Here is a 13,791-nt window from a genome sequence, read left to right as displayed (position 1 = left end):
CTTAATCTTGCTCTATTTTTTCGCCACTGCCTAACATGGTGGCGACCCACTTACCTTCTTCACTTGCTTCTAATGCAATTTTAACAATCATAGTTAGTGGCACTGATAGCAACATACCTACAGTGCCCAGCAACCAGCCCCAAAATATTAATGATAAAAACACCACTAAAGTAGAAAGCCCAAGTCCCTTACCCATAAATTTAGGCTCTATGATATTACCCATAACAGTATTTATAGTTAAGTAGCCTGCGCCAACAAGCCCCGCAATTAAAGGGCCCTGTGTTATAAGAGCAAGCAATACAGCAGGCACTGCGGCAATAATAGAACCAATGTTAGGAATGTAATTAAACATAAATGCTAATACGCCCCACAATACAAAGTAATCAACATCTAAAATCCATAAATAAAACGCAGCTATAATACCAGTGCCGAGGCTTACTAAGGTTTTGATGGCAAGATATGAATTTATAGATTCTAAAAAGCGGTCAATCTGCTTCATTTTGTTATCGGGGTCTTTAAGTGCCGCGTGAATTTTGTTTCGCAGCATTGGGCCTTCAAATAGCATAAAAACAACGGTTAGTATTATCAAAAACATATTAGCCATTACGCCACCTAAACCAGTAAGCATATTGGTGGCTACATCAACCATTTTACCTGGGTCAAACATGGACAATATTTGGTCTTTATTTATTAAAATATTGTATTGAGAAGCCAGGTCCACTAACCATACAAAATCTTCTTGAAGTTTGGCTTTGTACTCTGGAAGCTGCTGCGAAAAGTCATTTACTGACTGCCCAACTAGTCCACCGAGACTGACCCCTAAGCCAACAATAATTAGCACAACCAGCATTACCGCTATACCTTTAGGAATGCTGTAACGTGCAAAAAATTTAATTAATGGATTACAAACAATGGCAATAAATGCCGCTAAAATAAAGGGAATAATAATCACGCTCGCTGCTTTAATACCTGCGAGTACTACTACCAAGGCAGCAAAAACTATTAAGCTTTTATTTACGCCAGTTAAACTTGCCAATTCGTTAATCCTTTTATTAATGATAAGGCTTTAGTGTAAGGCAAAAGCCAATTAAATGAAATATTTACCAAGTGATCATAAAAGTGAGTTTTACGTATAAATTTGCAATGCTGGGTGCTTGCGAGTATTAATTAATCTGCATAACGGTTAATAGGTTTATTAAAATATTGAGTCATAAAAACAGTAAGCTTGTATTTTTTGGCTATAAATTTCATTTAAAACAAAGTAAGTTTGCACGTAAAAAACAGGCCTTTAGTAACTAAATTCATTGCTGTTAACACTTAAATGTTATTAAACTATGTTTAATAACAAGCGTTTAGGTTACTTACTCACATTTAATTTAAGGATTAATAATGCATATATTTATTACAGGCGCGACAGGGTTAATAGGCAAACATTTATGCCCTTTTTTACTGCATCACAACACGGTGACCGTTCTTAGCCGTAATCCTACCAAAGCAAATGTACTGTTAAGCCATAAAGTAAAAGCAGTAAGTGATATTAACAGTGTCGATTTTAATACTGTTGATGTAGTTATCAATCTTGCAGGCGAGCCTATTGTAAATAAGCGCTGGAGCGACAAACAAAAGCAAATAATTCGCGATAGCCGCCTTATTATCACCGAGCAAATTTCAAACGCTATTAAAGCGTGCTCTACTCCACCACACACGTTTATATCTGGCAGCGCTATAGGCTTTTATGGCCGTCAAGGCAATAAGGTCATCGACGAAAGTTTTAATGAACCGCATAATGAATTTGCGCACACCTTGTGTAAAGACTGGGAAAACGCAGCGCTTGCAGCTCAATCAGAGCAAACTCGTGTGTGCTTATTAAGAACTGGCATTGTCCTATCAAAAAAAGGAGGGGCATTAGCCAAAATGTTACCTGCGTTTAAGCTATGTTTAGGCGGCCCTATCGCAAGTGGTGAGCAAGGTATGTCGTGGATACACATTGACGATATGACACAGCTCATATTGTTTATAATAAAGCACAACGAAATATCGGGGCCTGTAAACGCAACAGCCCCTACCCCTGTTAGCAACGCTCAATTTAGCAAACGCTTAGGGGAAGCTCTATCACGCCCGGCATTCATTCCTATGCCAGCCTTTGTACTTAAAGTGCTAATGGGTGAAATGTCTGATTTGCTCACTACCGGTCAGTTTGTTAAACCAACAAATTTGCAAGAACATCATTATCGCTTTCACCATACCGATATAAAATCGGCTTTAGAGAGTTTGGTTTAGCGTGTGTTAACATTTAAAAAGGTAATATTGTAGCTGGTTAAAAGTGGTACTTTTAACCTTGTTGACCTTTCACAGTTAATACCTAATAATTAGGGGGTTAATTTACTATATTAATTACTTATAAAGAGAACCAATCATGTTACATCTTCCTACTGTGATCTGCCTCTCTTTTATCCTTAACCTTATGATAGGTTTCTTTTTTGTATCTGTTTATAAATACAAAAGCCAACCTGCTTTTTTATTATTCAGCCTTGCTTGTTTTTCTTTCGCAGCGGCTGAGGTATTTGCAAGTATTCGGGTTTACATAGACTTCCCTTTCGTTACCCATTATTTAGCAAACATTTTTATTATTTTAAGCCCATTATTAATAATCGTCGGGCTATTTAAATATAAAAATACACAAAATATTAGTTTAATGCCCTTGTACTGCATTTTTGGTTTTTCTGCGTTTTTACTATTAGCTATTTATCCTTTTGATGCTGCAAAAATGTTTACCAGTTTAATTATTGCTGGGCTATTTATCTATTCAGCTTATTTAATTAAAAGCATGAGCTTTGTTGCTAAAATTCAGCAAAAAGCGCTAACCACCTGTTTTTTAGTGCACAGTGGAGTCATGCTTTTACAAGTAGCAGTGCTATCAATCCCTGTTATTAATAGTAACGTGGTAGATATTACCGCTCCTTTACAAATAATCCTTATCAGTCATTTAATATTAGCGACCTTAAGTGCCCTCATATTACCCTTTTTACTTTTTTCGAATACTGAATACACGCTTTCAAACCTCGCTAACACAGATTCTCTCTCGCAGCTTCTTAATAGAAGAGGGTTTTTTAATAAAGCCAAAGAGTCACTCAATCAGCTTAGTAATAAAGATAAAAGCGTTAGTATAATTATTTTAGATATTGATTTTTTTAAGCGCGTAAATGATGAATATGGCCATGATACGGGTGATCAGGCAATAAAATGGATCGCCCAAAATATTAAAGAGCAATTTATAAATGCCGGTATTAGCGCAAGAATAGGCGGAGAAGAATTTGCAATTTTACTGCCTGACTATTCGTTAAGTGCAGCAAGAGAATCTGCTGAGTATTTACGTGAAAATATTTCTAAGCACCCTTTTTATTATAAAGGTGCGCATATAAACCTCTCTGTTAGTGCTGGAGTAAGCACTGCATTAAACGGGCAAATGAGCATAAAGGATTTACTATCATTAGCAGATAAACGCCTATACCTTGCTAAAGAAACCGGTAGAGACAAAGTTGTCACCTTTGACGAAAAACAGCTGTTAATGCAAAGCTAGAATATTTAGAGCTTTAGGGTTTGTTTTTTAAAAAGTGTCTATCCTAGTGCGAGATTTATTAGTGCGCACGTTACTCGCTAACTTACACCCATATACGTAACAAAGAGTTGTAAACGTCTAAAGTAGACCTGCAAACAGCGCACTTTAAATTTTACATATAGACTCGCCTTAGTACTACTTATACCAATCCGTAATAAGACTCAATTATTTTGCGGGGCTAAACGTATTGCTACCTGCATTAAAAACTCTCATTTACGACTGCATAGATGCAGGAGCAATTGCCGAGAACAACTAAATAGCGAATTAGTATTAAATAACCTGAGTTCTGGATAATAAATCTATCTCAAGCAGCTATTTTTAGCGCTAACTGCGTTGAATTTCCTTGCAATAGACTAGCTATTGACGCGTAAATTCGCCTTGTTTTCACCAAAAAATTCTAGCTAGAGAGAAACAGGCTTAAATATCGTTATTATTTATAGTGTTTTTAAATCTCTTAACCAGAATTCAGGTTAAATATTATCTTACAGCATAAAAAAGCCCTTCAATCGAAGGGCTTAAACACAATATAGTTTTATATTAAGAGTTTTAACTACTTACAAGCGAGTGTTGCATCTTTGGCTTTATTAGGCACAAACTGTATGTTTGCCACCGATACCGAAGCCTTAGCACTGCTGTGTAAACTAAATGGGCTAGTGAGGCTTGCAAAATTCACCCCTTTATCAGCATAACAACCTAAATCTACAGAAACTGATTGCCATTTATTAACAACAGTTTTGTCTACTATTTTTGCTAAATCAATGCTTGCGCCGCATGCACCTGAACATGTCATTGCTAAATCAACAGGCCCCGCTAGTGACTCATTTAATTTAATGTCAAAGCTTATAACCGCATCGGCTTCTAAATAAGCAATGGTGTCTTCTGCAAAACTGGTCACTATTTCTGCACTGGCTTTTTCAGTACCGCTAAAGTTAAATTGACGCGCATCCTCTTGCACTGTTTTATCTTCAGTGCGGTACTTAATTGCGCCAAACTCGTGCGTACTGCTAGATACATCTAAAAGTTCATCCCCCGATTTAAGTAGCAATCTCCACGGGGCTATTGGCGCACCCACTAAAATATCCATGCTGGTAAGTGCAGAGTTGTCTAATTTAGAGTCCTCGTCTAAGTTATCAGCTAATATATTTTTATCGCCATATGTTAAACCAAAGCCATACGGTAGTAATGGGCTGTAATCTTCATCACCTTTATTAACGGTGCTTTGTACAGCCGATTTAGGCCAAGAAAATGACAACTTACCTTTAAAGTTATGTTGGGTCGCCCCATCTTTAGCTTTCAATATTACATCTGCAATACCTGCGCCCTCAGTACCAGGTAACCAAGCAGCGACAAACGCATCAGATGCATTTAGCTCACTATTAACCCACATAGGGCGACCCGATATAAATACCGATACCACTGGAATGCCTCGTGCTTTTAATGACGTTAAAAGTGCTAAAGATTTTTTATTACCGCGTTCAAATTCTAAATTATCTCTATCGCCATGACCTTCTGCGTAGGGTTCTTCGCCAAATACAACAATGGCTACATCTGGACGTTGCTCAAACGAACCATCGGCACTTAATATGGCTTGACCACCTGCGGCTGAAATTTGATCTTCAAGCCCTTTGTAAATTGACGTTGCACCAGGGAAATCAGCATTTTTATTATTTGTACCTTGCCAAGTAATACTCCACCCGCCCGACTGCTTACCAATATTATCGGCGCCATCGCCTGCAACCAGTACTGTTTGGTTTGCAGCAAGTGGTAATATATTGTTTTTATTTTTGAGTAACACCAGTGACTCACGAACTGCCTGACGCGCAACTTCGCGGTGTTGCTGTGCTCCAATTAGCTCAGTTTTACCCGAAAACTGGCGCTTAGCAGGGCTTGGCTTATCAAATAAACCGGCACGTAATTTAACGCGTAAAATTCTTGCTACCGCATCATCAATGCGTGACATGCTGATTTCGCCAGACTTAACTTGCGCAATTGTGTTCTCGTACAAAGGCTTCCAAGCACCTGTTGGCACCATAAAAATATCAAGACCTGCATTAACGGCTTGTGCACAACTTTCGTTAGTACAGCCTTCAATTTGGCCATGACCATTCCAGTCACCAACAACAAAGCCATCAAAACCCATACGTGTTTTTAGAACGTCTGTTAATAAGTATTTATTGCCGTGATTTTTAACGCCATTCCAGCTATTAAAAGACGCCATTACAGATTGACTACCTGCCGATAACCCACCAACGTAACCTTGGGCGTGTATATCAAACAAGTCTTGCTCACTGTCGATATTATTACCTTGGTCATCGCCATCTACCGTGCCGCCATCACCTAAAAAGTGCTTAACGGTACTAATAACACGTTTATCACTTAAAAAGTCGCCATCGGCTTTGCCCTGTAAACCATTTACAATGGCAGCAGAGTAATCACGTACTATTTGAGGATCTTCAGAGTATCCTTCGTACGTTCTTCCCCAGCGATCATCGCGAACAACAGCAACAGTAGGTGCAAACACCCAATCAATACCGGTTGCCATTACTTCTACCGCGGTAATAGATGCAATTTGCTCTATTAATTCAGGATTATTAGCAGCGCCTAAACCAATGTTATGCGGAAATAAGGTCGCGCCAATTACATTATTATGACCATGTACAGCATCGGTGCCCCACATTGTCGGAATGTTAGTGCCATCAAGCGAGTCATCTACAGAGGCCTGATAAAAACTCTCTGCCAGTGCAACCCAATCCATAGGTGTTGCGTGTTTATCACCATTAGGAAATGCACCACCACCGTTAAGGTATGAACCAAAGCCATATTTGCGCATGTCTTCAACGGTAATATCACGAATTTCTGGTTGAATCATTTGAGCTACTTTTTGCTCAAGCGTCATCGTTTTTAAATAATCCGCAATTTTTGCTTCTATCGCTGGGTCTTGTTTTACGGCAATATTAAGTTTTGGCCAAATTTGCTCTGTTTTAGATAAAGCATTATTAGTTTCAGGGGGTGTTGTCGCGTCATTTGAACAAGCCGATAAACTACCTAGTGATGCAATTAATGTGGCAAGTGCTATTTTATTAAGTGTAAAAGGGGTTTTCATTATAGAGTCTCCTGAGCTTGAACTGGTTTGCTTCCGCTTAAACCATAAAACACGATAAATATGTAACATAAAATAGGTAAAATATACGAAAGTTGAACACCCACATTATCAGCAAGCGCACCTTGTAAAAGTGGCACTATTGCCCCCCCTACAATCGCCAAACACAAAATGCCAGAGCCCTGTGCGGTATGCTTACCAAGCCCATTTAACGCTAAACTAAAAATAGTGGGGAACATAATAGAATTGAATAAACCAACCAATAATATTGACCACATAGCTAACTGACCCGACGTACTCATAGCTATAACCACTAAAATAATAGCCATACTTGCGTTAAAGCCAAGTACTTTACCAGCGGGTAATTTTTGCATTACAGCAGCACCAATAAAACGCCCAACCATAGCGCCACCAAAATAATAAGTAATGTAATGAGCAGCAACATGCTCTTTTAAACCGGCAATATTTTCTTGTGCTAAAAAGCTTACTAAAAAGCTACCAATCGCCACCTCTGCACCTACATACGCAAAAATTCCCACAGCACCGAGCGTTAGGTGGCGGTATTGCCATGCACTGCCCTCAATTGTATTTGATTTTTCAGCAGCTTCTTTTTGCTCACTCATTATGTCTGGCAATTTAAGCCATGCAAAAATACCGGCTAATAAAATAAGCATGCCTGCTAAAAGTAAATAAGGAAGTTGTACCGACTCTGCATTTTGCGCGGGTGTTAAAAATGCTTCAGACGCCGAGTCTAGTATTAAGAAAGCACCAAACGTTGGAGCAACTGCAGTACCTAGCGCGTTAAAAGCTTGAGTAAGCGTTAAACGAGATGATGCTGTTTTAGGTGAGCCTAATAAACTAACGTAAGGGTTAGCAGATACTTGCAGTAATGTTATGCCGCTTGCTAATACAAACAAGGCAAACAAAAAAACTGGGTAATTGTGCATAGCGGCTGCAGGGTAAAAAAGTACGCACCCTAATGCTGCAATGAGCAGTCCAACCACTATTCCCTTTTTATAACCAAGCTTTTTAACAATATAGCCACTAGGCAAAGACATTAAAAAGTAAGCGCCAAAAAAGCAAAATTGCACAAGCATGGCTTGCACATAAGTTAAATCAAAAACCGCTTTTAAATGCGGGATCAAAATATCATTTAAACAGGTAATAAAACCCCACATAAAAAACAGTGAAGTTAAAGAAGTAAGTGCAAAACCATAGTTTTTATCTTGGTAATTTTGCGACTGTGTGTGTGATGTCAGTGGTGCTGAACTAGCCATGTGCTCTCCGCAATTTATTATTATAAATTGATCTTCAGTACATTATTAATACAATCTCCCGCTAAGGCGCAGTATTAAAGAGTTGACCTGAAGATTAATTAACATTAATCTAAAAATGTAAGCGCTTTCACGGCTAATTAAATACGAACATGTTACATATTTCAACAACTTTTATTTTTATTAATGTGTTGTACCCGCTGTAAAGCAGTAAATAAAAGCGCTAAGCGTGCAATTTAGATCTCAAAAAGGTTTGTAACTAATGACAAAAATATCATTACCATCTCATTCACCTCTATTAACAAAAGAATTTGTTTATGGTGTAGCTACTGCATCATTTCAAATAGAAGGAGGGTATGAACATCGCTTACCATGTATTTGGGATACATTTTGTGACACCGAGGGTAAAATTGCTGACAATTCGCATGGCCATATTGCTTGCGATCATTATAACAATTGGCAGCAAGATATAGATTTGATTGCCTCATTAGGTGTAGATGCCTACAGATTGTCTATATCGTGGCCGCGTGTAATTACGCGCTCAGGCGAGCTTAACCTAGAGGGCGTTAAATTTTATACTGACATACTCGATGAACTAAATCGCAGAAACATAAAAGCTTTTGTTACGCTTTATCATTGGGATTTACCTCAATACTTAGAAGATGAAGGCGGCTGGCTTAACAGACAAACAGCCTACGCATTTGAGCAATACGTTGAACTAATTACACGCGCATTTGGAACGCGTGTGTTTTCTTACGCTACATTAAACGAACCCTTTTGTAGTGCTTTTTTAGGTTATGAAATTGGCATACATGCCCCAGGCCTAGTAGGAAAACAGTACGGAAAAAAAGCAGCGCATCATTTATTACTTGCCCATGGCCTAGCCATGAAAGTACTAAATAAAACATCACCTAATACACAAAATGGTATTGTGCTTAATTTTACACCCGCTTACCCGCTTACAAACTCTCAAGAAGATATAGACTGTGCAAAATACGCCGATGATTATTTAAATCAGTGGTACATGAAACCTATTATGGATGGCCACTACCCAGATATAATAAACCAATTACCTAAGGATCATTTACCTGACATTCACCCAGGCGACATGGCGTTAATTTCGCAACCAACCGATTACTTAGGCATAAATTTTTATACTCGCCAAGTATATAAAGCGCACCCTACACACATATATGAACCAATAGCACCTAAGGGTCCGCTTACTGATATGGGATGGGAAATTTACCCGCAATCATTTACTGATTTACTAATCGATTTACATAAAACGTACACGTTACCGCCTATGTACATCACAGAAAATGGCGCAGCCATGCCAGATACCATAAAAAATGGTGAGGTTAACGACCTAGATAGGCTTAGCTACTATCACACACATTTAAATGCCGTACATAATGCAACCGAGCAAGGGGTTAATATAATTGGTTACTTTGCGTGGAGCTTTATGGATAATTTTGAATGGGCTGAAGGGTATTTAAAACGTTTTGGCATAGTATACGTTGATTATGAAACCCAACAACGTACTATTAAAGCTAGTGGCCACGCTTATAAAGCACTTATTTCTAATCGATAAAATAAAAATAAAGCGGGATAAAATAAACATGGTAAGTGTAAAAGAAAAAATAGCATATGGCCTCGGCGACACCGCCAGCAATATTATTTTTCAAACGGTTATGATGTTTTTAATGCTCTACTACACTGATGTAGTTGGGCTCTCGCCTGCGGTAGTAGGCACTATGTTTTTAGCAGTGCGTATTTTTGATGCTGTAACCGACCCTGTTATGGGCAACCTAGCCGACAAAACGCATACACGATGGGGGCACTTTCGTCCCTATTTATTATGGCTTGCCCTGCCATTTGCCATTATTAGTATTTTGGCGTTTACCACTCCCGATTTAAAAGGCACTGATAAAATAATTTATGCCTTTACTACCTATACGCTACTTATGGTGGCATATACCGCAATAAATATTCCTTATTGCGCCCTAGGCGGTGTACTTACAAGCGACGCAAAAGAGCGCGTTACTATCCAGTCATATCGTTTTGTGTTTGGCATGTTAGGCGGTGTGATTGTAGCGGGCTGTACTATGCCAATGGTTGAATATTTTGGCCAAGGCGATGCGGCTAAAGGCTACCAATACACCATGACAGCCATGAGTATTTTAGGCCTTGTACTTTTTTTACTGTGCTTTTTGGGCACAAAAGAGCGAATACAGCAGCCAAAAGAGCAAAACATTCCTTTTATAAAAAGTGTTAAAGCACTAATTAAAAACGATCAGTGGCGTACTCTGTGCCTTGCTGCCTTTTTTTTACTAACCGGCCAAGTGTTAAGGCTTACCCTTGCCGTTTACTACGTAAAATATTATTTAGGCCGCGACGATTTAATTACTCTATTTATGACCCTAGGCGTTGCAGCTAGTATGCTTGGCTGCGCATTAGCACAACCGCTGGCAAAGCGATTTTGTAAAATAAAAGCCTATATTAGCTTACAATTAATTGCCGCTGCTATTTGTGCGCTTAGTTACTTTATTAGTAAAGACTCTTTAGTGCTGGCATTTACCGCCTTTATTTTATGGAAGTTCTTTTTAGATATGGCCACGCCTTTATTATGGGCAAAAATGGCTGACACCATAGATTACGGGCATGAAAAAACAGGTGTTAGAATAACCGGCTTGGTGTATTCCGGCGTTATATTTTTTATAAAAATGGGTGTTGCTGTTGGTGGCGCAATTGCAGGATGGCTGCTTTCTTTTTACAGCTATCAGGCAGATGTAATACAAACTATCGATACGCAGCACGGTATTTTGCTCTCGTTTACAGTACTTCCGGCTTTTGGCTCATTATTTGTGGCCTACATAATGAAAAAATATACACTAACTAACCACGTTGTTGAAAGCATTCAAACTAAACTAACAACAACTAATTAATATATACCCAGAGCAACAATGAAAGTCTCTTTTTATTAAAACTGAAACTTACATCTTGAGGTGGTTTGAGTATGCACTCTACGGTATTATTTACCCGAAGCAGTTAAGGATAAGCGAGTAAACAATTAATATGGCCACTATTTATGAAGTATCAGATCTTGCCGGTGTGTCGTTAGCCACTGTCTCGCGGGTAATGAACAAAAACACCCGCGTCAGCGAAAAAACAACCAAAAAAGTACTCGATGCCATGGCGCAGTTAGGCTACAAACCAAACTCTATTGCACAGTCTCTTGCCTCTAACCGTACTAATAGCGTAGGTATTTTAGTTTCAGAACTGCACGGTCCTTTCTTTGCACAAATGATGGCAGGAATAGAGTCTGAGCTTAGAGCCGCCGGAAAACATGTAATTATCACCACAGGCCACAGTGAAGACGATAAAGAGAAAGACGGTATCGAGTTTTTAATTAGCCGTAAATGTGATGCACTTATACTGCACGTTGAAGCCGTAAGCGATGAATACCTTATAGAACTTAGCCAAGGTAAAACCCCTGTTTACTTAATAAATCGCTATGTAAAACCACTTAAAGATAATTGTATTAGCCTTGATAACGAACTTGGCGGTTATTTAGCGAGTAAATCTATACTTGAGCAAGGCCACAAAAAAATAGCCTACATAGCAGGCCCGCAATTTAAAGCCGATGCGCGAAACCGATTAAAAGGCCATAAAAAAGCGCTTACCGAGCACAATATCGAATTTAATAATGAGCTTTTTTACGAAGGCGACTTTAATGAAGTCGGTGGCACACAAGGGTTAAAGCAACTCATTAATAAAAAAATACCTTTTACAGCGTTAGTCTGTGCCAACGACGAAATGGCCTCTGGGGCAATGAAATATGCTCGTGAGCATGGTTATAATTTACCAAATGATTTATCGGTGATCGGGTTTGATAACGTTATATTTGCAAACTACTTGTACCCTACTTTGACAACTATAGATAACCCTGTAGAAAACATGGGTCAGATGGCCGCTAAAATGGTGCTTAAGGATATTTACCAATATAAAAACTTAGAAATAAATAGAGTATTTGAGCCAACGCTTATTAACCGTGATTCTACTCAGGCGTTATTAAAGTAAAAACAAAAAACGGCGCAAAGCGCCGTATTTTTTATGTAGTGTTAAAGACTTACTTTGCAATCCAAGGCGTTACTTTAACTACATTATTAATATTACCTAGTATGGTTGCATCGTCTTCCCAGTCGTCTTCAACTGCAAAGTAACAAACTGATTTTTCACACTTAATATTTTTGTCAGCCAATTGTGTTGGTGCATTAAATGTAACCGCAACACCTTTTTGCTCTGGCAGTAAAAACCACATTAACTTACTTACAAAAAAGCCGGACAAGTCAGTTAGCAGCTCATCTAATTCGGTATTAATGGTATATAAAGACTGCTTTGAAAGTGTCAGCCCTTCAAGCTCATTTGCCTCTATTTGCAATTTAAGTTGGCAATCATGGTTTGGGTTTTGCGGCTCAACGACAATAACAGCTTTGTCGGTATCGAGTTGTTTATCAAACGGCAAAAGTAATTGAGCTTTCTCGGTAAAGTTAAGCGGGTATTCGTTGTTTTCAGTTAAAATTGTGCCGCTTTTTATTGCACACGCTTCGTTGGTCGCAATATCGCTAATGTAAAAGTTGACTCGTGCATATTGAAAATCGCCTTTATTGACAACCTCTAATCGATCATAAAATCCATCATACGACATAACAAATTCTTTAGCGCTAACGTTTAGTGCTACAGCACTTAGCAATAATAGTGATATCGCTTTAGTGCTTTTTAAAATACCTTTATTCATCAAAGTAAGCTCTATTTTGGTTAATCATTGTGTTTAGCTCTTCTATATAAGCTTCGCCACGCTCTGAATACGACATTAAACCATGCGTTAGCTCTGTGGCTAAAATTGGCTTTTGCTCTAAACGTAAGTTTGCTCGTATAGCACGCAGCTCTTTGTAAGCATTATGAGTATTTATATTTTTAAAGTATGAACTAACAGCAGCACGTACCGACTTAAACGCAGCAACTTCGTGTGCAGCCCCTGTGTTTCTGCGCTTTGGTACCATGCCACAGCCTTTTGAGTAACACCACTGACCAAAAAAGTTAAGGCCTATGCGTGCAAACCGTGAAGTACCCCACGCCGATTCATTCGCTGCTTGCATTAGCGCAAGCTCTTTAGGAATAATATCCACACGGCGCAGCGCTTGAGTAATATTAAGCGTATTAACCGTTTCAGGTAAGCCGTACGACTTTAATATTTGAGCCGCATCTTTGTTTTGTTTTTTCAAAAGAGGTTCGTTATTTTCAAGCATCATACGAGCAATTTCTAATTTTGCACGTTGCTGTAATATTTTTTTATTTTCAGCATCTACATGGGGTCTAATAAAGCTAAAAAAGGCATGCTTTTTTTCTTTTACATCAGCAAATTCAGAAAATTTAGGTAGCTTAACGTTATGAAGTGGTTTTTCTATTTTCTTAACTTTTTTTGGTTGTTCAGACGTTTGCTCGTCTAAATCAATGTCATCGCTTTGTATAAACGGGTAAGCAAGTGCCCAAACAAAAAATACAGTTAGTAAAAGCTTAAAAATCGTTTTTAACATCTATTCTCTCTATTAATATTAGGGCGTATTGACCTTTAGTGATTAAGTTTGCAGCAGTGTGTTTGGCATTTAGGCAAGGCATAGCCTATGTAGTGTGGTTATTCCCCATAAATAGGCGATAACGCAGCATAAATGCCAAACATGCGCTGCCCAATGGGTTCTTCCTAGGGGCGAATAACTCATTGTTGCTCAATTTTTACT

At 38.6% G+C, this 13,791-nt stretch carries 10 protein-coding genes; 5 read left to right on the top strand and 5 right to left on the bottom strand.

Annotation, left to right across the window (positions count from 1 at the left end):
- Position 1 precedes the first annotated feature (1 nt).
- Positions 2 to 1,036: an AI-2E family transporter gene (locus tag CWC11_RS03000; RefSeq protein ID WP_138681493.1), complete on the bottom strand. Its 1,035-nt coding sequence runs from the start codon at positions 1,034 to 1,036 to the stop codon at positions 2 to 4.
- 353 nt (positions 1,037 to 1,389) lie between these two features.
- Here CWC11_RS03000 and CWC11_RS02995 point away from each other — a divergent pair, with 353 nt between their 5' ends.
- Both CWC11_RS02995 and CWC11_RS02990 read left to right on the top strand, forming a co-directional pair.
- Positions 1,390 to 2,280: a TIGR01777 family oxidoreductase gene (locus tag CWC11_RS02995; protein ID WP_138681492.1), complete on the top strand. Its 891-nt coding sequence runs from the start codon at positions 1,390 to 1,392 to the stop codon at positions 2,278 to 2,280.
- Between the two features lie 136 nt (positions 2,281 to 2,416).
- Positions 2,417 to 3,580 carry a GGDEF domain-containing protein gene (locus CWC11_RS02990; protein WP_171038387.1) on the top strand — a complete coding sequence of 388 codons (1,164 nt, stop codon included), beginning with the start codon at positions 2,417 to 2,419 and terminating at the stop codon, positions 3,578 to 3,580.
- 589 nt (positions 3,581 to 4,169) lie between these two features.
- Here CWC11_RS02990 and CWC11_RS02985 read toward each other — a convergent pair.
- Both CWC11_RS02985 and CWC11_RS02980 read right to left on the bottom strand, forming a co-directional pair.
- The gene (locus tag CWC11_RS02985; protein WP_138681491.1) at positions 4,170 to 6,722 is read right to left on the bottom strand and encodes a glycoside hydrolase family 3 protein; all 2,553 of its coding nucleotides are present in this window, start codon (positions 6,720 to 6,722) and stop codon (positions 4,170 to 4,172) included.
- Positions 6,722 to 7,996, bottom strand: coding sequence for a sugar MFS transporter (locus tag CWC11_RS02980; protein WP_138681490.1), 1,275 nt, complete (start codon positions 7,994 to 7,996; stop codon positions 6,722 to 6,724). Before CWC11_RS02980 ends, CWC11_RS02985 begins: the two co-directional genes overlap by 1 nt.
- A 259-nt stretch (positions 7,997 to 8,255) precedes the next feature.
- Between CWC11_RS02980 and CWC11_RS02975 the strand changes: the two genes are divergently transcribed.
- From CWC11_RS02975 to CWC11_RS02965, 3 genes are all read left to right on the top strand, one after another.
- Entirely contained in the window at positions 8,256 to 9,584 is a 1,329-nt protein-coding gene (locus tag CWC11_RS02975) for a GH1 family beta-glucosidase (RefSeq protein ID WP_138681489.1), read from the top strand.
- Between the two features lie 28 nt (positions 9,585 to 9,612).
- Positions 9,613 to 10,938, top strand: a complete 1,326-nt coding sequence (locus CWC11_RS02970; protein WP_138681488.1) for a glycoside-pentoside-hexuronide (GPH):cation symporter — start codon at positions 9,613 to 9,615, stop codon at positions 10,936 to 10,938.
- A gap of 130 nt (positions 10,939 to 11,068) precedes the next feature.
- A complete protein-coding gene (locus tag CWC11_RS02965; protein WP_138681487.1) occupies positions 11,069 to 12,073 on the top strand; it encodes a LacI family DNA-binding transcriptional regulator in 1,005 nt (334 codons plus the stop codon).
- Between the two features lie 49 nt (positions 12,074 to 12,122).
- Here the strand turns inward: CWC11_RS02965 and CWC11_RS02960 are convergent, their stop codons facing one another.
- Together CWC11_RS02960 and CWC11_RS02955 are read right to left on the bottom strand one after the other, a co-directional pair.
- Entirely contained in the window at positions 12,123 to 12,791 is a 669-nt protein-coding gene (locus CWC11_RS02960) for a DUF2987 domain-containing protein (protein ID WP_138681486.1), read from the bottom strand.
- On the bottom strand, positions 12,784 to 13,590 hold the full coding sequence (locus CWC11_RS02955; protein ID WP_104642466.1) for a glucosaminidase domain-containing protein: 807 nt from the start codon (positions 13,588 to 13,590) through the stop codon (positions 12,784 to 12,786). The genes CWC11_RS02960 and CWC11_RS02955 overlap by 8 nt, the downstream gene beginning before the upstream one ends.
- Positions 13,591 to 13,791: the final 201 nt, after the last annotated feature.

Source organism: Pseudoalteromonas sp. S3178, from assembly GCF_005886985.1.
Classification (GTDB): Bacteria; Pseudomonadota; Gammaproteobacteria; order Enterobacterales; family Alteromonadaceae; genus Pseudoalteromonas; species Pseudoalteromonas carrageenovora.
Note: the sequence above shows the minus strand (reverse complement) of the source record. Positions and strands in the feature narration are given on the sequence as shown.

Coding starts and splice junctions, on each gene's coding strand:
- CWC11_RS02995 (WP_138681492.1), top strand. CDS start 1,390: ATGCATATATTTATTACAGGCGCGACAGGGTTAATAGGCAAACATTTA.
- CWC11_RS02990 (WP_171038387.1), top strand. CDS start 2,417: ATGTTACATCTTCCTACTGTGATCTGCCTCTCTTTTATCCTTAACCTT.
- CWC11_RS02985 (WP_138681491.1), bottom strand. CDS start 6,722: ATGAAAACCCCTTTTACACTTAATAAAATAGCACTTGCCACATTAATT.
- CWC11_RS02980 (WP_138681490.1), bottom strand. CDS start 7,996: ATGGCTAGTTCAGCACCACTGACATCACACACACAGTCGCAAAATTAC.
- CWC11_RS02975 (WP_138681489.1), top strand. CDS start 8,256: ATGACAAAAATATCATTACCATCTCATTCACCTCTATTAACAAAAGAA.
- CWC11_RS02970 (WP_138681488.1), top strand. CDS start 9,613: ATGGTAAGTGTAAAAGAAAAAATAGCATATGGCCTCGGCGACACCGCC.
- CWC11_RS02965 (WP_138681487.1), top strand. CDS start 11,069: ATGGCCACTATTTATGAAGTATCAGATCTTGCCGGTGTGTCGTTAGCC.
- CWC11_RS02960 (WP_138681486.1), bottom strand. CDS start 12,791: ATGAATAAAGGTATTTTAAAAAGCACTAAAGCGATATCACTATTATTG.
- CWC11_RS02955 (WP_104642466.1), bottom strand. CDS start 13,590: ATGTTAAAAACGATTTTTAAGCTTTTACTAACTGTATTTTTTGTTTGG.